This is a genomic window from Paenibacillus sp. CF384 (assembly GCF_900106745.1).
GTDB lineage: Bacteria > Bacillota > Bacilli > Paenibacillales > Paenibacillaceae > Paenibacillus_Z.
Window position 1 is genome coordinate 26,915 of sequence record NZ_FNNV01000012.1, and the last position, 23,423, is coordinate 50,337.

At 53.2% G+C, this 23,423-nt stretch carries 19 protein-coding genes and 1 riboswitch; of the genes, 5 read left to right on the forward strand and 14 right to left on the reverse strand.

The window, feature by feature from the left end; translation table 11 throughout:
• The first annotated feature begins 119 nt into the window (after window positions 1-119).
• Entirely contained in the window at window positions 120-1,142 is a 1,023-nt protein-coding gene (locus BLW29_RS19040) for an LLM class flavin-dependent oxidoreductase (RefSeq protein WP_090982510.1), read from the forward strand.
• Window positions 1,143-1,216: 74 nt separating this feature from the next.
• On the opposite strand, the gene BLW29_RS19045 is transcribed toward BLW29_RS19040, so the two are convergent.
• The 9 genes from BLW29_RS19045 to BLW29_RS19085 form a co-directional block, all read right to left on the reverse strand.
• Window positions 1,217-1,636 (reverse strand): NUDIX hydrolase, encoded by a 420-nt coding sequence (locus BLW29_RS19045; protein ID WP_090982512.1) that lies wholly within the window; start codon window positions 1,634-1,636, stop codon window positions 1,217-1,219.
• A 24-nt stretch (window positions 1,637-1,660) separates the two neighbouring features.
• Window positions 1,661-2,251: a hypothetical protein gene (locus BLW29_RS19050; RefSeq protein WP_143044431.1), complete on the reverse strand. Its 591-nt coding sequence runs from the start codon at window positions 2,249-2,251 to the stop codon at window positions 1,661-1,663.
• A 67-nt stretch (window positions 2,252-2,318) separates the two neighbouring features.
• Window positions 2,319-3,380 (reverse strand): S66 family peptidase, encoded by a 1,062-nt coding sequence (locus tag BLW29_RS19055; protein WP_090982516.1) that lies wholly within the window; start codon window positions 3,378-3,380, stop codon window positions 2,319-2,321.
• Between the two features lie 15 nt (window positions 3,381-3,395).
• Window positions 3,396-4,271 (reverse strand): SDR family oxidoreductase, encoded by an 876-nt coding sequence (locus BLW29_RS19060; protein WP_090982518.1) that lies wholly within the window; start codon window positions 4,269-4,271, stop codon window positions 3,396-3,398.
• Window positions 4,272-4,295: 24 nt separating this feature from the next.
• Window positions 4,296-5,282: a phosphotransferase gene (locus BLW29_RS19065; protein ID WP_090982520.1), complete on the reverse strand. Its 987-nt coding sequence runs from the start codon at window positions 5,280-5,282 to the stop codon at window positions 4,296-4,298.
• Window positions 5,283-5,961: 679 nt separating this feature from the next.
• Window positions 5,962-7,764 carry an ABC transporter ATP-binding protein gene (locus tag BLW29_RS19070; protein ID WP_090982522.1) on the reverse strand — a complete coding sequence of 601 codons (1,803 nt, stop codon included), beginning with the start codon at window positions 7,762-7,764 and terminating at the stop codon, window positions 5,962-5,964.
• A 231-nt stretch (window positions 7,765-7,995) separates the two neighbouring features.
• The gene (locus BLW29_RS19075) at window positions 7,996-9,741 is read right to left on the reverse strand and encodes an ABC transporter ATP-binding protein (RefSeq protein WP_177186719.1); all 1,746 of its coding nucleotides are present in this window, start codon (window positions 9,739-9,741) and stop codon (window positions 7,996-7,998) included.
• A gap of 240 nt (window positions 9,742-9,981) precedes the next feature.
• On the reverse strand, window positions 9,982-10,890 hold the full coding sequence (locus tag BLW29_RS19080; RefSeq protein WP_090982524.1) for a DMT family transporter: 909 nt from the start codon (window positions 10,888-10,890) through the stop codon (window positions 9,982-9,984).
• Between the two features lie 23 nt (window positions 10,891-10,913).
• Window positions 10,914-11,231, reverse strand: a complete 318-nt coding sequence (locus BLW29_RS19085; RefSeq protein WP_090982526.1) for an MGMT family protein — start codon at window positions 11,229-11,231, stop codon at window positions 10,914-10,916.
• Between the two features lie 164 nt (window positions 11,232-11,395).
• Between BLW29_RS19085 and BLW29_RS19090 the strand changes: the two genes are divergently transcribed.
• Window positions 11,396-12,628, forward strand: coding sequence for an aminopeptidase (locus tag BLW29_RS19090; protein ID WP_090982528.1), 1,233 nt, complete (start codon window positions 11,396-11,398; stop codon window positions 12,626-12,628).
• Between the two features lie 75 nt (window positions 12,629-12,703).
• Here the strand turns inward: BLW29_RS19090 and BLW29_RS19095 are convergent, their stop codons facing one another.
• The 5 genes from BLW29_RS19095 to BLW29_RS19115 form a co-directional block, all read right to left on the reverse strand.
• Window positions 12,704-13,426, reverse strand: coding sequence for an amino acid ABC transporter ATP-binding protein (locus tag BLW29_RS19095; protein ID WP_090982794.1), 723 nt, complete (start codon window positions 13,424-13,426; stop codon window positions 12,704-12,706).
• Between the two features lie 14 nt (window positions 13,427-13,440).
• Window positions 13,441-14,094 carry an amino acid ABC transporter permease gene (locus BLW29_RS19100; RefSeq protein WP_090982530.1) on the reverse strand — a complete coding sequence of 218 codons (654 nt, stop codon included), beginning with the start codon at window positions 14,092-14,094 and terminating at the stop codon, window positions 13,441-13,443.
• An 88-nt stretch (window positions 14,095-14,182) separates the two neighbouring features.
• On the reverse strand, window positions 14,183-15,004 hold the full coding sequence (locus tag BLW29_RS19105; RefSeq protein WP_090982532.1) for a basic amino acid ABC transporter substrate-binding protein: 822 nt from the start codon (window positions 15,002-15,004) through the stop codon (window positions 14,183-14,185).
• Between the two features lie 158 nt (window positions 15,005-15,162).
• Window positions 15,163-17,493: a histidine kinase gene (locus tag BLW29_RS19110; protein ID WP_090982534.1), complete on the reverse strand. Its 2,331-nt coding sequence runs from the start codon at window positions 17,491-17,493 to the stop codon at window positions 15,163-15,165.
• Window positions 17,494-17,687: 194 nt separating this feature from the next.
• A riboswitch (cyclic di-AMP (ydaO/yuaA leader) is annotated at window positions 17,688-17,840 on the reverse strand.
• A gap of 201 nt (window positions 17,841-18,041) precedes the next feature.
• Window positions 18,042-19,301: a DUF445 domain-containing protein gene (locus BLW29_RS19115; protein ID WP_090982536.1), complete on the reverse strand. Its 1,260-nt coding sequence runs from the start codon at window positions 19,299-19,301 to the stop codon at window positions 18,042-18,044.
• 437 nt (window positions 19,302-19,738) lie between these two features.
• Between BLW29_RS19115 and BLW29_RS19120 the strand changes: the two genes are divergently transcribed.
• From BLW29_RS19120 to BLW29_RS19130, 3 genes are all read left to right on the forward strand, one after another.
• The gene (locus tag BLW29_RS19120) at window positions 19,739-20,722 is read left to right on the forward strand and encodes an N-acetylglucosamine kinase (protein WP_090982538.1); all 984 of its coding nucleotides are present in this window, start codon (window positions 19,739-19,741) and stop codon (window positions 20,720-20,722) included.
• A 36-nt stretch (window positions 20,723-20,758) separates the two neighbouring features.
• On the forward strand, window positions 20,759-22,066 hold the full coding sequence (locus tag BLW29_RS19125) for a 6-phospho-beta-glucosidase (protein ID WP_090982540.1): 1,308 nt from the start codon (window positions 20,759-20,761) through the stop codon (window positions 22,064-22,066).
• Between the two features lie 238 nt (window positions 22,067-22,304).
• A complete protein-coding gene (locus BLW29_RS19130) occupies window positions 22,305-23,357 on the forward strand; it encodes an NAD(P)/FAD-dependent oxidoreductase (RefSeq protein ID WP_090982542.1) in 1,053 nt (350 codons plus the stop codon).
• Window positions 23,358-23,423 lie beyond the last annotated feature (66 nt).

Here is a 23,423-nt window from a genome sequence, read left to right on the forward strand (position 1 = left end):
GTTATTTACTTGTAATTAGTTAGCAGCTTGAATTAACTCCGAAGGTGTTCCATAATAAAGATAATCAATGGCGCACTACCGCATACCAACTACCAATGATACAGGAGGTCATGTTAACAATGACTGATTCCATAAAAGTACCGCTGTCCGTATTAGACTTGGCATCCGTTACCGATGTCGGGACGCCTGCGGATGCGTTCCGCAATACACTGGACCTCGCGCGCCACGCCGAGCGTCTTGGCTATAACCGTTACTGGCTCGCCGAGCACCATAACATGGCGGGCATCGCAAGCTCGGCTACCTCGGTCGTCATCGGCTACGTAGCCGGCGGCACGAAGCGCATTCGCGTCGGCTCCGGCGGCATTATGCTGCCGAACCACTCGCCGCTTGTCATTGCCGAGCAGTTCGGCACGCTGGAGTCGATGTACCCGGGCCGAATCGATCTTGGCCTTGGCCGCGCACCGGGCTCTGACCAGACGACGGCTCGCGCGCTTCGCCGCGATCTGGCTTCGAACGGTCAGGAGTTCCCGGAGCTGCTGTCCGAGCTGCGCGCTTACTTTCATCCGCCGGCGGATTCCGTTCGGCCGGTACGCGCTACTCCGGGCGAAGGCCTGGATGTGCCGATCTGGCTGCTCGGCTCAAGCGGCTTCAGCGCGAAGCTGGCCGGCGAGCTAGGCTTGCCATTCTCGTTCGCGAGCCATTTTGCTCCGGAGTATCTCATGCCGGCGATCCATCTCTACCGCAGCAGCTTCCGCCCGTCCGAAGCACTCGCGAAACCTTACGTCATGATCGGCATCAACATTGTTGCCGCAGACACCGATGAGGAAGCAAGCTTCCTCTCGACCTCGCAGCAGCAGCAATTCCTCAGCCTCATCCGCGGCCGTCCGGGCAAGCTGAAGCCGCCGATCGACAACATGGATGAGCTGTGGATGGCGCATGAGCGGGATGCGCTGCAGTCCAAATTCAAGTATGCGATTACCGGAAACAAAGCAACCGTAGCTGCTCGCCTGCGTGAAATTCTGAGCGAGACGATGGTCGACGAGCTAATTGTCACCTCCCAGATTTACGATCATACCGCGCGCCTGCGGTCTTATGAGATCGTGGCTGAAGCAGCCGGGCTGGAAGGCTCTGCGGCGGACTAACCTTGGTAACAAGAAACGCCCTTTACTTGACCGCTTCTTAGCGGAACTTCGTAAAGGGCGTTTCTTTATTTTCTTTATTGTTCATCCATCGCCAGAACCTTGCTCATGTTCACCTGCTCGATCATATGACCGATATTGCCTTCACCGGCATAGCGCGACATATCGAAGAAATCATGATGCAGCTCCGACCAATAGAGCTCGTTCTCATCACCTGCCGGCTCCACATCACGCTTCAACTTACCAGCGTAAACCTCCACATAACAATCCTGCAGATAATAGGTGAAGTCCATGACATGATGCAAAGTGACATCCTCTTGCGAAATGCCGGTTTCTTCCGCCAGCTCCCGATACGCTGCGTCGATCCCTGATTCACCGGGTTCGATTTTGCCGCCTACCAAATTACTTAATCCTTTATACGGCTCCTTCAGTCGCTTGCACATGAGCAGTCGTTCCTCGTTCTTGCTGTAAATCATCAGTACATTATATCCCTGCAAGTTCAGGCGCCCTCCCACGGGTTATTAAAAAGAAACCTTCTTCGTCGCTATCGCCTTGCCATCCTGACCGACAGCTTCCAGCTTGATTACACGATCCGCAATCCGCTCATCCGAAGGCGCATACCAGAGCCGGATCGGTTTGGTGTCTACGATGGTCGCCTTCGTCAACACCTGTTGATCTCCATCTTGATAAGTCACGTTTATGGATCCGATGCGATCATCGCTGATAACGCCATAGAGCATCGTCGGAGACAAGGCGATTTCTCCTGTAAACCCGTCATCCGCGAGGTAAGCCTTAAGGCTGCCATATTCCGCCGACTGCTTGATTACCCATTTGCCAAAAATATTCTTCTTCAATAATCCATAGCCCATATCCGTTACCGCAAGGTCTTTGGACTCACTTACCGCCTGCTCCTCCGGTACGCTCAGGTAGAAAGCCAGTGTATCCCCTTGATCCACTTTCGTTTGGTACAGGAGCTGCACCTTCTTCATGTGGCCCTTATTAAGCACTTCCTCCACGGTGGAGCTGTTGCGCGTACCCATGAATGTATTGACCAGAAGCAGCACGAGCACTGCACCCAGCACATAGTAAATTCTCTTCCCTTTAAGTATCACTGCCTATCCCTACCTTCCGAAGCTTCCTTACACCGAATGTTCGGTAGCTTCCCCACTGCTGATCCTACTATACAAAAGATTGCTTAACCGTCCCTCGGCCCGCTTCCACTTCAATCTCCGCATAAGCGCCATTAATCAAAGTGATCTGGGGTGGGACATGCCCGCAATCGACGTCAACGACTATAGGCAGCCCAAGCTCCGCGGCCAAATCGGCGTACACATCTTCAATGGTGTAATTCTCAACAGGGCTATTAGCTGGACTCCGCCCGAATAGAATACCGGAGCAGTTGTCGAACCAGCCTGCCAGCTTCATCTGAACCAGCGATCGTCGTACATCCGCCGTGTTCAGCTCGCAATTCTCGAGCACCCATACTACCGGTTCCCCGGGTATGTATTGCTCTCTGAACCGCCGAACATCGCCGTACGGCGTACCGATTAAATGCCGAACGACATCGATGCAGCCCGCGAGCAATCTTCCTTTCATGACGGTTGTGCCGCTGAACCGCTCATCGTTCTCACCGCCAGGTGATTCGATCTCGCCGCTAGGCAGCACTTTGCGCCAATAGGTGGGTTCCGTCAGATTGAACACGTTCGGATTGTCCTTCACCCAGTCCTTCTGATAATGAAGCGAGGACCGCTGCTCGCAGGATTCGCCGGCTTTGGTCGAGAGAACGGCTTGCCACATGGCAGTCGTCTCATCAGGCACTTCTCCTCTGAGGTCCACAATATTCGTACCATGCGCCGTGGCGATTCCCGTCTTAAGCGTGATGGCAAGCAGGAGGACGCTTAGATCGGAATACCCGAGCACCCATTTGGCCGGCAGATGTTCATACTCTACTTGATCCACCATCTCAATTAACAATTCGCCTCCCCAGGGAGGAATGATCAGATCGACTCCGGCATCCTGCATCATCGCATTAAACTCTTGTGCGCGCACTGCAGCGGGAGCGGATTTCGCTTTATTTTGCGTATAGGTTGTAGCTCCAATTTCAAGACAGAAGCCTTTCGTTGCTAACCGCTCACTAACCTGTTCCAGCAGTCCGTGGGCCGCCGGATCTACTCCGGACGAAGGTGCCGTTACCCCGATTGTTGCTCCCTTTGCCATCCACGGATATTGAATCGTCGCCATATTACGCCTCCTCTGTTAAACGGAATAGGTGAACCTCGTCGCTTGCTCGCTCCACGACCAGAATCGGCCGGCCTCATCCGCAGATGCTGCCAGCTGCGAAACCGCAATTGGCTTCAGCTTGTAGAAATAATCGCCGGACTTGCCGCCAATCTCAGACTCAGCCGCACTCGCCAGAAACACGGCTGTCGCCGAGCCTTGCTCCGCCGTCTGGAAGAATGGACGCATCAGCTTATGGACGAGCGCGCCGAACCCCGTGTTCCGGTTCACCCCGATATCGGTCGACACTACGCCGGGATGCAGCGCATAGACCGGAATGCCGGTTCCGCTTAATCTACGCGCAAGCTCCTTCGTGAACCAAATATTCGCGATCTTCGAGCGGCTGTAAGCACGCCACACCGTGAAGCTCTTGCTCATTCCCGGATCTCCATAGTCCATCGTGCCAATCTTATGCGCACCCGAGGATACGTTGACGATCCGCGCCGATTGACTCTGACGCAGAAGCGGCAGCAGCAAGCCCGTCAGCAGATAATGGCCCAGATGGTTCACGCCAAGCTGCCGCTCGAACCCATCCGCCGTTTCTTCCCGCTTCAGCGTAATGACACCTGCATTGTTGACCAGCACATCGAGATGGCTTGTCCGGTTCGCCAGCTCCGCCGCAGCCTCTCGGATGCTCGCGAAGGAAGCGAGATCGCAGAGCACGAGTTCCGCATCTCCGCGACCGGACTTGCGGTTCACATAGTCAACCGCTGCTTGCCCCTTCTCCCGATTTCGCGCAAGCATGAATACCTTCATACCGTGCTCCGCTGCAAGCATCGCGGCCGTTGCCCGTCCCATACCACCGCTTGCGCCGGTCACTAAGGCGATCCGCTGTGAATGATTCCTGTTCGTCATTGACGAGTCACTCCTTCAGAGGGATTATGATTGCGCGGCTAACCTGTTGACACACTGTTCGAGGTTGTCCAGCGTTTCCTTCAACTGCTCCTGCAGCTGCTGGATGGACCATTTGCCGTCAACGCCGTTGAGACGCCGCAGATCACCTGCGATTAGAAGCACCATCCATAACGAGAACAGCGCGGTGAATAAGTAATAGCCCTGCTTGAATGCGCTCGCTTCCAGCTCGATTCCGTGGCTTGCACTTTGAAGGATGTAGCGATTCAGCAGCTCTTCGCGCAGCTCTGAGGTCATGGCCTTCGGGAACACGGGATGCGTCGAATCGATCAAGTGAAACAGATCCCAGTAGCGGCTGTTCAGATGCGCATGCTCCCAATCGAGCACGCTGACAGCGCCCTTCACCCGTGCATAGTTGCCAAGGTGCAGATCACCATGCGAGATTACGTTTCTCGACCAATGCTGGGTGGCAGTTGCTGCTGGTTGCATCATTAGTGACTCCAGATGCTCGAGGACTGACTCTGCATTCGTGAACCTTGTCGCGAGTGGTTCTAGCAGCTCATTACGGTGACTGAGGTCCATCACCTGCTTCGCAATATCCTCGATGAACGGCTTCGGCCCAAGCAGCTGTTGCTGCTGCAAGTGTTCCACAGGCAAGGCATGCCACCACGCCACATGCGCGACCAGTTCAAGCGCGGCCTCCGCTTCGAAGTTGTGCTCCAGAGGCCCCAAGTCCTCGAACAGCTGCCAGCTGTGCTCGCTGGTTGCCAGCTCCGAGCCAGCCAGCAGCTGCGGATAAACGGCGGGGAAAGACATCCCCTTCAATATATGCTCATACACCCAGGCCTCTTGCCCAAGCTGACTCTCATTCGTTAACGGCTTGAATATGTAACTTTCATCGGGCGACACATAGACGCGCTCCACGCACTTCCCGTTCGTACCCGTATAGAGAATATCTCTTCTCCAGATTCGACGATCATCCAGCGTCCCATCCGGCCGTACGATTTCCTTCAACGCGTGCCACCTCCTACTCCACTGGGAACATTCCCATATAACGCCTATTGTACATGGAAAATGAAGCAGATGAAACGACCATCCGCACGGTATCGCGGGAAATCAGCTGCCACGCCGCATACTAGCAGCAGATTCCAAACACCTCCCCCTCCTAAGTTGCTCGGTCACAAGAAATGCTGCATTTTCTGCAACATTTCCAGTCAATATCGAGCCTATTCTAGGAGATGTTGCATAACATGCAACATTTTCGGTTCCATACGCTCATATGGCGCTCATCTGCTCAGAAATGTTGCATTTCCTGCACAATTAACGCTCCAGTACCCTTGTGACCGCTGATTTGTTGCACTTTATGCAACAATTGCTCACTCCTCTCACGTTCTGACACCTCATCCACATACAACCCATCCCACTCCACTCACTAACTGCATGTTTAACGCAATAGTAGCTACAACTACCGAGACTACTATGGCAACTACCTCCATCACATCCAGCACTTCCGTACTTCCAGCACTTCCAGCACTTCCAGCACTTCCAGCACCTCCAGCACCTCCAGCACTTCTAACAATTCAGCAACCCCATCAACTCTACAACCCCCGCTCCTCTCCTCCCCCTTCCCACTCAACAAAAAAAGGACCATCTCAAAAGTCACCTAGCACACTTTTGAAACAGTCCTTCACTATTACAAACCCTTGCTCGCCGCAGCTGTCGCGGCAGCATCCGTTCCGGCTGGAGCATCAGCCGGACCCGGCGCCTGCTCGCCCGTCTGCAGCTGATACATCTTGAAGTATCGGCCCTGCAGCGCCATCAGCTCGCGGTGATTGCCTCGCTCCACGATCTCGCCGCGATGCAGCACGAGAATCTGATCCGCCTCGCGGATCGTCGAGAGACGGTGCGCGATGACCAGCGTCGTGCGTCCTTCGCTGACGACCTTCAGCGCCTGCTGGATCAAACCTTCCGTTTCACTGTCGATGCTGGCCGTCGCCTCATCCAGAATGAGAATGGAAGGGTCGAACGCCAGCGCCCGAGCAAACGAGATCAGCTGCCGCTGCCCGGAAGACAGCGTGCTCCCGCGTTCCACGACTAGTTCATCATAGCCGCCGGGCAGCTGCTCGATGAACGGCGCGGCACCGACTTCGCGCAGCGCATTCTTCACGCGGTCGATGCTAATGTCCTTGTTGTACAAGCTGACATTGAACTTGATATCGCCTGCGAACAAGAACGGATCCTGCAGCACGATGCCCATATGCTTGCGCAAAGCCTGCTTCGAGAAGCTGCCGATATCACGTCCATCGATGGTGATGATACCTTGCTGCGGCTCATAGAAGCCGAGCAGCAGGTTCATAATGGAGCTTTTGCCTGAGCCGGTATGGCCGACAAGCGCAACCGTCTCCCCTCGGCGCGCCTCAAACGAGATGCCCTTCAGCACATTCTCGCCTTCCTTATAAGCGAAGGTCACGTTGTCGAATTTCACGACGCCTTCGGGACGGTTAACGCCTGCAGTATCCTCAACTTCCTTGCCTTCGATGTCCATAATCGCGAACACCTTCTCGGCCGAGACGAAAGCCCGCTGCGCATTGGTCAATTGATCGAATATCCCGATAATCGGCTGGAAGATCCGGCCCATATAATCGATAAACGCGTAGAACACCCCGAAGGAGATTCCCGTGGACAGCGACTCTCTCCCGAAATACCACACCACATAAGCGGTAACCAAACTGCCGATGGTGCCGACGATATTACGCGAGGACAGAGAGAATACCCGAAACTGCTTTACTTGATTCACATAACGATCCTCGTTCAGCACCTCGAACTCCTCGATCGTTACCTTTTCCCTGCGAAAAGCTTGAATGATCGGCATGACGACAATCGATTCATTAATCATCGCGTTCATGTCGCTTAACCGAGCGCGCATGATGGTGATGAAGACCTTCGAGTATTTCAAATGCACATACATGATGATCACGAACAGTGGCGGAAGCAGCAGCGCGAACAGCGCCAGCCGTGCATCCAATATAAACAGTGCCGTGTAAATCCCCGCCAACTGAACAAGGCTGACCACGAAGGTCGCCATGAAGCTCATAAACAGATCACGCACAGCTTCCGTATCGTTCGCGATACGCGAGACGACCTGCCCAATCGGCGTATTGTCAAAATACTTCAGCGGAATTCGCCCGATATGCCGCATCAAGTCGATCCGCATGTTCTTAATGATGCGAAGCGCCGTGGCTTGCAGCAGGTACGATTGTGAAAAGTTGCATACGCTGGCCGTGAGCAGCAGCCCCATGTAGAGGCCCAGCAGCTTAAGCACTGCGCCGATGTCTCGCTCATTACTCGATAGATGCTTGTCGATGATGGTTTTGGTAATATACGGTCCGCCGAGCTCAGCGCCAACCGCGATGCAAAGGATGAGCAGCGCCGCGATAATACGGTATTTGTAGACGAGTGCATAGCCGAGAAGCCTTCTCGTCGTCGATGGATTCATAGCTACCTCCTGTATTCGGATGCCCGTAAGCGGGCTATTTTTGATGGCTTGCGCCTTTTTCCGATAGACCTAGCTCACTAAGGCTGCTAATCGCGCCTAGTATTGGCATACCTAGCTCACTAAGGCCGCTAATCGCGCCTCGTACTGGCATACCTAGCTCACTAAGGCCGCTAATCGCGCCTCGTACTGGCATACCTAGCTCACTAAGGCCGCTAATCGCGCCTAGTATAGCTAGTCCTCCAAACTAGCTTCCATCTGCTGCCGATCCCATTGCTGTCTGTACCAGCCGCCGAAATGCATCAGCTCTTCGTGCGTGCCTTCTTCCACAATCCGCCCATCATCGAGCACCAGAATCCAGTCCGCATGACTGACGGCGGATAAGCGGTGCGTGGCGATAAAGGTCGTCTTGCCTGAACGCTCCAAGCGAATATTATGCAGGATGCGGCTTTCCGTTCTGGCATCCACCGCTGACAAGGCGTCATCCAGCAGCAGAATTTCCGAATCGATGAGCAGCGCCCTCGCGATGGCAAGCCGCTGCTTCTGACCGCCGGAGAGCATGACGCCGTTCTCGCCGACGATCGTGCCAAGGCCTTCCGGCATCGCGGCGATATCCGAGGTGAAGGAAGCCATCTCGACTGCTTTTGCAATCTCAGCTTCCGAAGCCTGAGGTTTGCCGAGCGCGATATTATCGCTGATCGACTTCGAGAGCAGCAGATGCTCCTGCGGTACATAAGCGATCCAGCGTTTCACTTGATCAATGGCGATCTGCTCAACAGGCACCCCCGAGATAAACAGCTTGTCCGTATCAACGGGGTATTGCCTTAGCAACTGCTTCAGCAGCGTGCTCTTCCCGCTTCCCGTACGGCCAACGATGCCAAGCGTCTGCCCACGCTCAAGTGTGAACGATACCTCGCGCAAACTAGGCTGATTGGCTGTCGGGTAGGTGAACGTCAGCCCTTTCATTTCAATCGTCGTCGGGACAGCCACCTCTACCGGTGATGCGACATCCGCAAGATCCGGCTCCTGCTTGAACGCTTGCTCCAACCGATCCGCAGAAGCACTGCCCCGCTGCAGGACGTTGATAAACTCGCCGAAGGAAATCATCGGCCAAATTAACATCCCTAAATAAATATTAAAGGAGATTAACTGTCCCAGCGTAATCTCATCGTGAAACACCAGATAACTCCCATAGCCGATCCCGATGGAGTAGCTGACACCCACAATAAGCGAGATCAGCGGCTGAAACAGCGCATTCAGAATCGATACTTCACGGTTGCGATCCATGACCTCCGTCGTCACTTGATCGAAGGCAGTCAGATCATGCTTCTCCTGTACGTAGGAACGAACCACTCGGATACCCGAGATCGACTCCAGCGCATGATTGTTCATTTTGCCAAAAGCATCCTGAGCCGCCATGAACCGAACCCGAACTTGTTTCCCCAGCTTGTTGATGACGACAGCCAGCAGCGGCAGCGGAATTAACGCGGCTATCATCAGCTTGTAGTCAATAAGCGAAATCATCGTGATGATGACGACCGATGCGCCGACGAGCGTATTCACGAGCGTCATTACCCCGTATCCGGCCGTGTTGCCGATGGCCAGAATATCGTTGGTAGCCAGCGCCATCAGCTGACCGGTGTTGTTGCGTTGGAAGAATGAAGGCGTCATACGAGTCATATGCGCCAGAAACCGTCCGCGCAGCAGCTTCTCGATCAGCACCGAGTTGCCGAACAGCGTGGTGATCCAAATATATACGAGCACATATAAGAGCAAAGAGAGACTAACCAGCAGCAGCACGGTGCTGCTCAGCTGAGAAGCCGTCAGCGTATGCTCGCGGATGCGGTCAATGGTGTTCCCGATCATTTTCGGCGGAACCGTCGTTAACAGGCTCACCACCGTCATCAAGCTGATGGCAAGCGTGTAATGCATCCATCTGAGTTTAAAGAACCACTGAAGCCGTGTCACGAAAGACAAGATATTGCCCCCTTTATTCATTCTGCCAAAAGTTACTGCTTTGATTGTACCTCTTGCTGCGGCAATGTACCAACATCGCACCTGGTATCCTTATAGTAATTTGCCCAAGATTGGATATTTCCTCCTGCCTGCTGCAAACGAACCTCGCTATACTTCCACAAGCAAACCCGCCTTCGAGCTGCATCCCAAATAACAGCCAAAAGCGGGTCTAACGTCTCAACCTATCTTCGCGACACTTCTTGCTCAATGAACACTTCGCGGCTTCAACGCTGCCTCTCGCCTTGGCTTCCGGCTTGCCAGGAAGACGCCGAAGAGGATAATAACGAGCCCTGCGAGCATATTCCATTTGATCGCTTCGTCTAGGAGCACCGAGCCCCAAATCAGCGCGGTGGAAGGCACCAAATACGTGACCATGGAGGCGAATTCTGCGCTGCCCTTCTCGACCATATAATAGAACAAGATATAGGCGAAGCCCGAGCCAAAGATCCCAAGCCCGATAATATGCGGCACATTGCTCATATCGCTTACGTGCCCCCATGTTATCGACTCCGTAGAGAATGCCAGCGTGCCACTGACAATCGTACTGCTAAGCAGCGTGCCGTATGTAATTTGGTACATGGAGCTGCCTCGCACGGATAGCCTTTTGGACAATTGCGAGCCCACAGCATAACAGAACGTAGCCGTCAGCATGCCGATCAGTCCAATGCCATTGACAGACAGCAGCGCGCCGGGACGAATGCCGAGCAGAATCACCAGGCCGATTGTCGCTACGCCAATACCTACCCACTGCATGTAATGCGACTTGCTCTTGAAGAACAGAATGCCCACGATGATCGTCCACACCGGTGTCATCGCATTCAGGATCGAAGCCATGCTGCTCGTCAGATGCTGCTCGCTGAATCCAATCAAGGTCCAAGGCAGCGCCGTATTGATCAGTGCCATAATGAACATCGCCGGCCATGGCAGGCTTCGGAAGGCAAAAGGCTTCTTGAAAATCAGCATAATGAACAGCACGACAACCAGTCCGCAGAATGAACGCAGAAACGCGATCGACCACGGGCCAAAGTCATGCAGCAATAGTTTGATAAAATAAAACGAACCGCCCCAGATGAGGCTTAACAGCAGAAGTGCGACATAGATGAGTCTGGGCAACCTGTAATCCTTCTTTCTATTCCTTAATAATTCGGCTCAGGCTCGTAACGGAATTCCCCCAAATCGATCGTGCCGGCGGGACTCACGTAGACCCCTTCGCCCTCAAGCAGCACACGCTGCATGTAGCGCCCGTCGCCGTCGCCGATGGCGATCTCGCCTTTACCGTTGATGACGCGGTGCCAAGGCAATCCATGCTTCTCGCTCATGGAATGAAGAATACGTACTACCTGCCGCGCCCCTCTTGGGCTGCCGGCCTCTGCCGCGATCTGACCGTACGTCATGACCGTGCCTGATGGGATTTTCGAGATAACTGCAATGACCTGCGCTGTAAATGGCGTCATGACGCACCTCCTTTAATCTCTATTAGTATACACCCTATACGGCCTGCCCCTGCAAGGAAAGTTGAGCGATATCCCCCTGCTGACCTCTGAGAAATTCCCCCCTTAGGGAAAAGCTAGGCTTCTATGTTAGAATAAATCTATTCTGTCCTGTAGGAGTGAGTCCATTGCCTAATTTTCAAGAAAAACTCGAGCGTTACGCAGCTCTTGCTGTTGAGGTCGGCGTAAATGTACAGCCTGGCCAAACTTTAGTGATTTCCACATCCCTGTCATGCGCGCCTTTCGTGCGTCTTGTCGTGAAGAAAGCTTATGAAATCGGCGCCAAAAACGTGCATGTAGAGTGGAACGACGATGTCGTCACTCGCACGAAGTATGAGCTTGCCCCAGACGAAGCCTTCACGGAATATCCGGAATGGCGTGCGAAGGGCTGGGAGCAGATGGCTGCCGACAACGCGGCTTTCCTCAGCATCATCGCACCTAACCCGGATCTGCTGAAAGGCACGAAGCCTGAGCGGATCGCCAACGCGAACAAAGCGGCAGGCATCGCCCTGAAGACGTGGAGAAGCTACACCATGTCCGACAAAGTCAGCTGGTCCATCGTTGCCGTTCCATCTCCGGATTGGGCTGCCAAAGTGTTCCCGGACGTAGAGCCAAGCGGCCAAGAGGATGCGCTCTGGGATGCGATCTTCGCAGCAACCCGCATGAACGAAGAAGATCCGGTTGCGGCATGGAAGTCGCATATTGAAGTGCTGGATACGAAAGCATCCCACTTGAACGAGAAGAAATTCCGCAAGCTGCACTATACGGCGCCGGGAACTGATCTCACGATCGAGCTGGCACCGGGCCATATCTGGATCAGCGCAGGCAGCGAGAACGCGAAGGGCGATATCTTCGTCGCCAACATGCCGACAGAGGAAGTGTTCACTGCTCCGCTTAGAGGCGGTGTGAACGGTACTGTTTCCAGCACGAAGCCGCTTAGCTACGGCGGCAACCTAATCAAAGACTTCTCGCTGACGTTCAAGGACGGTCAAATCATTGACGTGCAAGCCGAAGAAGGACTTGAAGTCCTGAAGAACCTTGTGGCCACAGACGAAGGCGCCGCTTACCTCGGCGAAGTCGCGCTTGTACCGCATCGTTCCCCGATCTCGGACACGAACCTCGTGTTCTACAACACGCTGTTCGACGAGAATGCTTCCTGTCACTTGGCGATCGGCAAAGCCTACGCTTTCTGTATCGAAGGCGGCAAAACGATGAACGAGGAAGAACAAGTCGCGAACGGCCTCAACAACAGCCTTGTCCACGTGGACTTCATGATCGGCTCCGCAGAGTTGAACATCGAAGGCGAACGCGTCGACGGCACGAAGGAAACGATCTTCCGCAACGGCAACTGGGCGTTCTAATAAGTAACCGCACAAAAAAAGCACCACTCTGTTCTGCCTCTCGGCACAAGGAGTGGTGCTTTTACTTTTCCTCTCTTAAAGCACCTTCGACAAGAACGCCTTCGTCCGCTCCTGCTGCGGATGCTCGAAGATCTGTGCCGGCGTGCCTTGCTCGACGATGTAGCCCTGCTCCATGAAGATGACGCGGTCGCCTACTTCGCGGGCGAAGCCCATCTCATGCGTGACGACGACCATCGTCATGCCTTCCTTCGCGAGCTGCTTCATAACCGCTAGCACCTCGCCGACCATCTCCGGATCGAGCGCCGATGTCGGCTCATCGAAGAGCATGATCTTCGGCTCCATCGCAAGCGCACGCGCAATCGCAACGCGCTGGGATTGACCGCCGGACAGCGAAGCCGGATACGCATTCGCTTTGTCCGCCAAGCCTACCTTCTCGAGCAGCTCCATCGCTTTGGCGCGTGCTTTCTGAGCCGGCCATTTGCGAATTTGAATAGGACCGATCGTAATATTGTCCAGCACCTTCAGATGCGGGAACAAATTAAACTGCTGAAACACCATGCCAACCTCAGTACGGATGCTCGTGATGCTCGTATTCTTATCCATCAACGACTGGCCTTCGATCACAATGTTGCCGCCTGTCGGTTCTTCCAATAGGTTAAGGCAGCGCAGAAACGTCGATTTGCCTGATCCGGACGGACCGATGACCACGACAACTTCTTGGTTGCTGATATCTACATTAATATCTTTGAGTACGACATTCGTGCCGAACGCTTTGGACAACCCGGTTACTTGAATAATTGGACTCATGTGCATTACACTTTCCTTTCCAATGCATTGAGCAGCTTACTTAACGAGTAAGTAAGAATGAAGTAGATGAGCGCAGCCGTCAGGTACGGCTCCCATACACGAATGTACTGCCCCTTCATAACGTTGCTCCAATACATGATCTCAGGCGCCGTAATAAGCGCAACCAGCGAGGAGTCCTTCACAAGGACGATAAATTCGTTACCGAAAGCCGGAATCATCCGTTTGATCGCCTGCGGAAGCACGATGAAACGCATCGTTTGGGCATGGGTCATCCCAAGCGATTTCGCCGCTTCGGTCTGACCTTTGTCGATGGACTGAATACCAGCCCTGTATATTTCAGCCGTATAGGCTGCAGCATTCAAAGATAAAGCGGTGATAGCCGCAACAATCGCATTTGTTTTCCCGTAAACGAGCGGAATAAGACCGAAGTGCACGATATAAATCTGCACAAGCAGCGGAGTTCCGCGGAAGAAGTTGATGTAAGACTGCATCGGCCACCGAAGAAACCAGCGAGTCGACATTTTGCCGAAGCTAACGAGTAATCCCAAGATCGAACCAATTATGATTCCCGATAAGGAAATCCCGATGGTATACAGCGTCCCCTTTAGTAGAAGCGGCGCATAATCCATAATGATATCAAATCTAAATCTTAAATCCATCCATATTCGCCCTTTCGTCTTCTTTACATCGATGATAGGCTAAGCGAACAAAAGGGCATGCGCAATCACGCATGCCCTTGGCGCTTTCTTACTTCAACAGATTAGCCGTATTCGGCTCTTCGCCAAACCATTTCTTATACAGTTCTGCATATTTGCCGTTCTCGATGACTGTCTTAATCGCCGGATCCAGCTTCGCTTTCAACTCGCTGCCTTTTGGATACAGAATGCCGTAATACTCCGGCGTGAAGTTCGTTGTATCCGAAACTTCTACGTATTTCTTGTCCGGGTTGTTCTTAATGTAGTCGCGTACGATTGCAATATCCGCAACGACTGCATCTGCGCCGCCTTGATCAAGCTCAAGCAGAGCAACTGCGTTGCTGTCGAATTTCTTCAGATCCGTGTTGCTGTTACCCATGATCTCAGTCATCAGAGTATCCGCAGTAGTACCGGTTTGCACGGCAACCTTCTTGTCTTTCAGGTCAAGCGCGCTCTTGATATCGCTGCCTTCTTTAACCATGATTACGTTAATGGATTCAAAATAAGGCATGGAGTAATCGTAAGTTTGTTTACGCTCATCGGTGATCGAAATACTGGAGATACCTGCTTGAAGTTCTGTAGCTTTCTCTACGCCAACCAGCATGCCATCCCAGCCTGTGTTCTTCACTTCATGCTTCAGGCCGGCTTCATCCATGACAGCATCAATGAATTCGATGTCGAATCCTGTGATCTTGTCTTTGTCCATATATTCCATTGGAGCATAAGCCGCATCTGTTCCAAACACGTACGTAGTAGCGTCACTGCTATTGCCTGCTTCGCTGCCTGCGTTATTGCTGTTGTTCTTCGCGCCACAACCAGAGAGAATTACTGCTGTCACTAATGTAAGAATAGCTATAATATACCACTTTTTCATTCTGCTTCCCCCTATTTAGTAGCTTTAATTAACTAAGATTCTATCAAGAAAAGTGGTCTGTTTCAATTTAAATTTTTAAATTGTCAGGTAATCTCACATATTACCAAAATAAATGGTTATTCGTGACCGTGAATAAATGTGTATCTGCACCCCAGTATCTATTCTTCTCCAATTTCGATGTTTGGATTAAAATCCGCTACAACAAGCACATCCATATGCCGTCCATCACGCAAAATGGTGTCTACCACGCATTTATTCCGCAGCTTGCTCCAGAAGCCTTGACCGGATTGACCAAGCACCATTTGGGAGCTCTTCAATGCATTTGCCTTCGCCAGCAAAGCAGCAGGCACATCGTTACGCGAGACGTTGTGCTCGACCTCGAACGTACCGCCAAGTCGCGCCGTCAGCTCTTGCAGCTCTGCAATCCGCTCCTCTTCACCTGGCACCGCATCCGTCTGCACGTAATGAACATGCCAATCCGCTTTGAGCCTATGCGCAATACGGAAGCCGCGGCGAATGAGTCGCTCCGCTTTCTTGTTCACCGTTACCGCAACGAAGATCGATTCGTGACGCCGCCATGGACCGCGAAGCGAACCGTTGCGTTCCCATGATTCAAGGCGCTCATCGACATCGTCGGCGATTTCCCGCAAAGCAAGCTCGCGCAGCGCAATCAAATTGCCTGTCTTGAAGAAGCCGCAGAGCGCGTCCTCAACGTCGCACATTTTATATATTTGACCTTCCCGCATCCGTTGCTGCAGCGTGTCAGGCGCCACATCGATCAGTTCCACCTCATCGGCAACGCGCAGCATCAAGTCCGGAACCGTCTCTTTGACAGCAGTTCCTGTAATTTGCTCCACCGCATCCTTCAAGCTTTCCAGATGGTGAATGTTCATTGTCGCAATAACGGATATGCCGGCGTCCAAGATCTCCTGAACATCCTCGTACCTCCGTTTGTTGCGGCAGCTCGGTGCGTTGGTAGAAGCCAGCTCATCAATCAGCACAACCTCCGGATTGCGCGCAATAATCGCGTCCACATCCATCTCCGAGTAAACCTGGCCATCGCATTCAACGGTCCGACGTGGCACAACCTCAAGCCGTCCGGCCTGATCCTGCGTTTCCGCGCGGTCATGCGTCTCCATAAGTCCAACGACAACATCGATCTCTTTGCGCAGCAGATCATTGCCCTCGCGAAGCATCATGTAGGACTTGCCCACACCTGGTGCTGCGCCGACATAGACCTTGAACTTACCGCGGCGAATCCGCTCGATCTTCTTCTCGACCTCTTGCGCGCTCAGCCTCCGGTACGGTTCGGCTGTCATCTTCGGGGTCGACCGTTTCGTCGGCAGTACTCGCTCTCCCTCATGATCGGCTCTGTCCGCCATGAAGAAAACGTCTATGTTGCGCATTTGTTTCAGCACGCTGCCCGCGATGGACCCCTGTGCAATCTCCTGTGCACGCGTCTGCTTGGAATGCCCCATAACGATACGGGTGGCATTAATCAGCATCGCATATTTAATGAGCGCGCGCGGGATTTGTCTTCTATTATTGACCAGGATCTCTCTGAAGCCGGCATCCACCTTCTCGGTCAGCTTCATTATGGATCGCTTGAAGTCATCTCTCTCCTTCGTAGGCTCCTGGCTGGAATCGACGAAGACCACAACCTCCAAGTCGCCGCCAAGACGTTTGGCGATTTGTTGCCCGCGACGGATATAGATCGAACCATTCCAGTGATACTGCGCCGCTACCAAGATGCGCTCCGTCGCGCCGGACGGTCCGATGAAGCCCTGCTCCTCGCGGTATTTCTCCAGCGACTCGTTCACGCCTTCGGCCATCAGCCGCAGCGCAATCTCTCTGAGCTTGCCGAGATTCCCGCGCTTGAGCAGCCCGAGATCTTTAATATTATTTAAACGCCCTTCATTCAGGCGTGACAGAATCGTTTCCGGTGAAGCATCGATTAACCGCACCTCATCCGCCAATTCCAGCAGATCCGCGGACACCGTGCATTCCGCTGTGATGCCTGTCAATTTCTGCGCAAGCTCGGTTACCCCTTCGAGTTCGTATACATTCACGGTTGTGATGATGCTGATACCATGACTCAGAAGAAATTGGATGTCCTCCAGACGGGTCGGGAATTTCGCATCCGGACGGTTCTCGTGCGCCAGCCCGTCAACGAGCAGCACCTCCGGATTCCGTTCCAGAATGGCATCCAAATTAAGATCTTTCTTCTCCACGTCCCCCTTGTACCAATGGATACTCGGAATCCGCTCCAAATCAGCGAGTTGCTCCACCGTTTCAGGTCGGCGCATCGTCGATACTGCACAAATCACAACCTCGATGCCCTGCTGCATAAGCGCTTGGCCTTCACGCAGCATATGATAGGTTTTGCCTGAGCCGCTCACGGCACCAACATAAATTTTAAGACGGCCGCGATGAATTTTGGAGATGGATAAGAGCATTTCTTCAGGGGTTTTGCGGCGGTAACCAGCCATGACAACTTCGCCTTCCTTTCTACACCTTTAAACTTACATAATCTTCGCAAACTTATTCTTCTTTGTGTCCATTCTTATCCCATAAAACGCACAAAAAAGAAGCCTGCAGGGGAATTGCCTCTTTAACACAGAGGAACGCCTCTCGCGGCTTCTAGGCACAAGTTATCATCAAAGTGTCTATTGCACGAACATTCGTTGCCTCTCTTATACGCTTTCGAGGTTAGCTGACGGATTCGGGCGTGAGAGTCGCCCTACTTGAAGCATCGACCAAGCGGTCCGTTCTTCAAGATTCACCCCAGATGAGTGGTTCCCCCGATTTCTATTGAGAAATTCAGCGCTATAGCAGAAGATTAAGCATGAATCGTATGTTACGCCTGCGCATGTCTTTTGTAAAGGAATGCCGCAAACGGTTTCGTTCTCATTTCCAGCCAACTGACGCGAATATAACGCTTACAACGGAGTAGATCGCAAGCAGTCTCCTTCTACCTCACTAATTTGCCGTTTCTCACAAATAAGGCGAAATAGAAGAGACTGCCTCATGCTTCGCGCTAGTTATAACCGAAGCCCATTTCAATTAATCGTAACAATAGCCCGATCAGGAAGCCGCAGACGGCACCATTCACCCGAATCCATTGCAGGTCCTGCCCTACTTTATCTTCAATTAACTCCACCAGCTGATCATTGTCGAGGCGATCGAGGTTCTCCTTGACGAACGAGCCGATCTTCGCGTGATTGCGTTCAATGAGTCCGGCGACCTGCCCTTTCAACCAATGCTCGGCATCCTGAACCAAGCCGTGGTTCTCCTCCAGGCGGTCAAGCAGACCCTCCAGCATCGGCCAAACCTTAGCTGCAAACTCCTCCGAATAAAGGAACGTAATGCCCCTCTCGCGCAGCGATTCGAACAACCGTGTCATCTCGCCATCCAGATCGAAGGAAGCAAGCAATTCATCGCGCAGCGCATCGAGCTGTCCGGTTTCGGCCAAACGTGAGATCAACATCTCCAGCCCTTGATGCAGATGCTTCATAATAACAGCACGCCGATCCGTGCCTTGAACCTTGAGTTCATGAATCTTCGTTAGGATAAAGGATTGCAGCATCGTGCCCAGCCGATCCTCATCCAGATAACCGATAAACGCGTTGACAGCAAATTGCATCAGGCCGCCTAGATTCAGCCCTTTCACGAGCTGCATCGCCGCATTGCCGAGCTCGCGGCGCATCCCTTCGGTGCTTGCCCATTCTTCCGCACGTTCCAGCAGCAGATCGAGCAGGCGCTCGTCTACGCCATTCTCCACGGCGTTGCGCAAGAAGCCGCGCAGCGCTGCTTCCAAATCAATTCGCTCCACCGCGGAACGAATTTCCCCCGAGAGAACAGGGACTAGCTTCTCCATCTCGATCGCACGGAGCGCACCTTCAAGCAGATGAGGCAAACGCTCGCTGTGTACCGCCGAGTGAGCAGCCTGGCGAAGAGCAGGCAGCAGCTGCTTCGCGAGCTCGATCTGCCGCAGCTTCTCGATCATGCTCTCTTTGGCAAGCAGCCGATCTTCGAGCACGCGCACGATGCCGTCCGACATCTTCTTGCGATTGCGCGGCAGCAGCGCCGTGTGCGGAATCGGAATGCGCAGCGGATGGCGAAACAGGGCCGTCACGGCAAACCAGTCCGCGAGCCCCCCGATGACGCCAGCCTCGAAGCCGACATGCAGCAAGCTAATCCCCGTGCCGCCGAAAGGCAGCGTAGCCGCGAAACCCGTCGCCATGATGCCAAGCGATATATTAGCAATATGTTTGTTTTTTCTCGAATCGTTCGCCATGTTCTTCCTCCTACTAGTGCTTCTTTACACCATACCACTTCATACGAATCAGTTGCAAAAACAGCCCTAAAAGCAAGAAAAAAGAGACATGACCCGAGGTCTGTCTCTTCCTCCGCCAAGCCGCCTTCGCGCTCGTCAGCTCTTCCGGCGCTCCAGCTTATGCATACGGGTAATTTTGGATTTATTATATGCTTTTTGCGATAGCTTGTATAGGAAGGAACAGAAATTACACTTGATAAACAAAGTGGCCTCCACTACAATAGGGATAAGCGACTAAAGTTAAAGCACTTTAACTTTTAGAACAATAAAATGAATTATCATCGGGATAAGATCCCATATTATTTTGAAGTAAAGTATAACCGCTTTAACTTTCATCGGCCTCTACCGTGAACAATATTTAATGGCTTGACCTACCTACGGAGACAGGAGTGGCACGAATGGCTTATTATCTGGGCATTGACGGCGGGGGCACCAAGACACACGCCCTGCTCACCGACGAACAAGGGAATGTGCTTGGCAAAGGCCAAAGCGGCAACGGCAATCATCAGCTTGATGCGGAAGGCGCTGCTCGGCACTTGGCGGAAGCCGTATCCGCGGCACTAGCGCAAGCAGGAATCAACCATGAGGATGTACAACATGCCTATTTCGGTCTTGCAGGCGCTGACCGGGAAGCGGATTATCGAATCCTGCATCCCATCGTGAGTGCGATCGGCCTACCTCGCTACTCGATTACTTGCGATACCATGATCGGACTGCGCGCCGGAACAGATCGTTCCTATGGGATTTCGGTCATTTGCGGTACCGGCACCAACTGTGCCGGCCGTAACCAAGCAGGTATCCATTTACAATGCGGCGGCTTTGAATATATGCATGGCGATTTTGGCGGAGGCGGCTCCCTTAACATAGAAGCATTCCGTACCGTAATCCGCGCCTGGGATGGTCGTGAGAAGCCTACGCTGCTCACCGACTTACTGCTTCGTTACCTGGGATATGATGACGTAGAAACGATGTTTAACGATTTTCTCGATCATAACAAGAAGGTCCCTGTCGATGTAACGAAGCTGTTATTCGAAGCAGCCGCACTTGGTGATGAAGCCGCAATCGCTATCCTTCACCATCAAGGAACAGAGCTGGGCAAGTCGGTAGTCGCTGTAGCGCGGCGCCTCGGGATGACCGGCGACAGCTTTGATGTCGTGCTGGCGGGCAGTCTGCTGACACGCGGAGACCGCGGCGGCTGGATTCGCGGGCCGCTTGAAGAGCTTGTATCGACCGCCGCACCGGCGGCAACACTTGTCACATTGACGGTCGATCCGGTCTTCGGCGCGGTCTGGTCTGCCATGGAAGCCGATGGCTTAACGATTGAGCAGCATGTATATGACCGCATGCGAGCACTTGGCGAATTCGATGATATCAAACAATAACGCATAACTAACGATATGGAATGGGATGTGACTGGGATGGCAGACGGATTGAAGGTTGTTGTTATTGGGGGCGGTTCCTCCTATACCCCGGAGCTGGTTGAAGGATTTATTCGCTTCCATCATGAGCTTCCGGTACGTGAGCTGTGGCTCGTCGATATTGAGGCAGGTCTTCATAAGCTGAACATTGTCGGCAATTTAGCCAAACGTATGGTGGAACGCTCCGGCCTTCCGATCGAGGTGCACCTGACGACAGACCGCCGCACGGCGATCAAAGGCGCTGATTTCATCAGCACCCAGATGCGCGTCGGCATGCTCGAAGCGCGCGGCAGAGACGAGTCCATTCCGCTGAAATACGGCGTAATCGGCCAGGAAACGACCGGCCCAGGCGGCATGATGAAAGCCTTGCGGACGATTCCGGTATTGCTGGACATCTGCCGGGATATCGAGGAACTGGCGCCTCAAGCATGGCTCCTTAACTTCACGAACCCGGCGGGTATCGTTACCGAGGCTATCCACACGCATTCGAGCGTACGCAGCGTCGGTCTGTGCAATGCTCCGATCGGACTGACCAAATGGTTGACCACGGCATACGAAACAGCGCCAGAGCATATCTACACCGAGTTCGTTGGCTTGAACCACCTGCACTGGGTCACGCGTGTAGACGTTAACGGCGTAGATAAGCTTCCTGAGCTGCTGAACAATACGGAAGGCTTCAGCGGCAAGAACGTCCCGCAGACAGGCTGGAATCCGGATTTCCTTCGCTCTCTTGGTGCACTGCCTTCCTATTATCTGAAGTATTTCTATATGACCGATGAGATGCTGGCCGAGCAGCAGGAATCCTTCAAGCGAGACGGCAACCGCGCAGCAGTCGTGAAACGCGTAGAAGATGAGCTGTTCCAGCTGTACGCAGACCCTAACCTGAGCGAGAAACCCAAGCAGCTCGAGCAGCGCGGCGGTGCCTATTATTCCGAGGCTGCCGTTAATCTCATGAAGTCGCTTTACAACGGCAAGAACGACATTCAAACGCTTAATGTCGCTAATAATGGCACGATTGACTTCCTGCCGGACAACGCATCCATTGAGGTGAACTGTGTCGTGACGAAGACCGGCCCGCTGCCCCTTCCTCTGACGAATGTGCCTCTGCATGTCAAAGGATTAATTCATGCCGTTAAGACCTACGAGCAGCTAACCATAGAAGCAGCCGTCACCGGCAGCCGCGATATCGCACTCCAAGCGATGGTTCACCACCCGCTGGTACCGAGCGTAGAAATCGCGATTAAACTGCTGGATGAGATGCTGGAAGCGAACAAAGACTATTTGCCGCAGTTCTTCCCACAATCGTAATTGCAACCGTATAGACCGAGCAGAGAGTCTGGGACTCGCTGCTCGGTCTTTTCTATATAAATTAACATTTTGTTCATTTTCTTTCTCCTACTTTCGTTGTATGATGATTATTGTGATAATGATTCTCAGTATCATTGAGTTTGATTCATGGGCTTTCATTTATATACACCATTAATCATTACGTTGCGAGCAGCGGCGGACACCCACTTAAATAGCGTAGAAGAAAGTAGGCACATACATGAACAATCAACTGGAATTATTCGATGTTACCATAATCGGAGGCGGCCCGGCCGGCCTCTACACCGCTTTCTATAGCGGCATGCGGGAGATGAAGACGAAGCTGATCGAAGCCCGTGAAGAGCTTGGCGGACGCATTCTCATTTACCCGGAGAAAATGATATGGGATGTTGGGGGCCTAACACCGACGCTTGGCGCCAACTTAATCGAGTCGCTAGTGACACAAGCGATGACGTTCGAGCCGACTGTCGTGCTCGGTCAGCATATTATCGGTCTCGAGCGGCAAACAGACGGTACGATTATGCTTACTGCCGCATCCGGAGAGAAGCACTGGACACGCTCGGTCGTGCTCGCGATCGGCTACGGCATTCTGGAGCTGGCAAAGCTGGAGATCGAAGGTGCGGATCGTTTCGAGGTAACGAACCTGCATTATACCGTGCAGTCGCTGGAGGAGTTCCGCGGCAAACATGTGCTCATCTCCGGCGGCGGCGACTCTGCGGTTGACTGGGCCAACATGATCGAGCCGATCGCGGCAAGCCTGACCGTCGTGCATCGCCGGGATAAGTTCGGCGGCCATGAGCGCAATGTGACGAAGATGAAGGAATCATCTGCATCCGTTCGGACGCCGTACGCTGTTCAAGCGCTGCACAGCAGCAACGGGAGTGCCATCGACCGCGTGTCGATTACCCATGTGGAAACCGGCGAAGTAGAACAGCTTAGTGTCGATGCGGTCATCGTCAACCACGGGCTGCGGTATAACTTCGGCGCGATTCGCGATTGGGGCGTCGAGATGGGAGAATGGAACGCCCATGTCAGCAGTAAAATGGAAACGAACCTCCCTGGCGTCTTCGCAGCAGGCGATTTCGTCATGCACGACAGCAAAGTGCATCTCATCGCAGGCACATTCACCGATGCCGTGAACGCGTCGAACAGCGTCAAAACCTATCTCGACCCTGCCGCCGACAAGACGGCCTACGTCTCCTCGCACAACTCGCGCTTCAAGGAGAAGAATCGCCAGCTTGGCGTTGCCGTGGATGATGAGGAGGAGCATTAACCTCTTACTCACCTCCCGTAGAGTTACTTTGGCAAAATGTTGTATGATATGCAGCATTTCAGCTCA

Excerpts from the sequence above, each read along its gene's own strand:
- BLW29_RS19040 (WP_090982510.1), top strand. The coding sequence starts at position 120 with ATGACTGATTCCATAAAAGTACCGCTGTCCGTATTAGACTTGGCATCC.
- BLW29_RS19055 (WP_090982516.1), bottom strand. The coding sequence starts at position 3,380 with ATGGCGACGATTCAATATCCGTGGATGGCAAAGGGAGCAACAATCGGG.
- BLW29_RS19060 (WP_090982518.1), bottom strand. The coding sequence starts at position 4,271 with ATGACGAACAGGAATCATTCACAGCGGATCGCCTTAGTGACCGGCGCA.
- BLW29_RS19070 (WP_090982522.1), bottom strand. The coding sequence starts at position 7,764 with ATGAATCCATCGACGACGAGAAGGCTTCTCGGCTATGCACTCGTCTAC.
- BLW29_RS19085 (WP_090982526.1), bottom strand. The coding sequence starts at position 11,231 with ATGACGCCATTTACAGCGCAGGTCATTGCAGTTATCTCGAAAATCCCA.
- BLW29_RS19100 (WP_090982530.1), bottom strand. The coding sequence starts at position 14,094 with ATGGATTTAAGATTTAGATTTGATATCATTATGGATTATGCGCCGCTT.
- BLW29_RS19105 (WP_090982532.1), bottom strand. The coding sequence starts at position 15,004 with ATGAAAAAGTGGTATATTATAGCTATTCTTACATTAGTGACAGCAGTA.
- BLW29_RS19110 (WP_090982534.1), bottom strand. The coding sequence starts at position 17,493 with ATGGCTGGTTACCGCCGCAAAACCCCTGAAGAAATGCTCTTATCCATC.
- BLW29_RS19115 (WP_090982536.1), bottom strand. The coding sequence starts at position 19,301 with ATGGCGAACGATTCGAGAAAAAACAAACATATTGCTAATATATCGCTT.
- BLW29_RS19120 (WP_090982538.1), top strand. The coding sequence starts at position 19,739 with ATGGCTTATTATCTGGGCATTGACGGCGGGGGCACCAAGACACACGCC.
- BLW29_RS19125 (WP_090982540.1), top strand. The coding sequence starts at position 20,759 with ATGGCAGACGGATTGAAGGTTGTTGTTATTGGGGGCGGTTCCTCCTAT.
- BLW29_RS19130 (WP_090982542.1), top strand. The coding sequence starts at position 22,305 with ATGAACAATCAACTGGAATTATTCGATGTTACCATAATCGGAGGCGGC.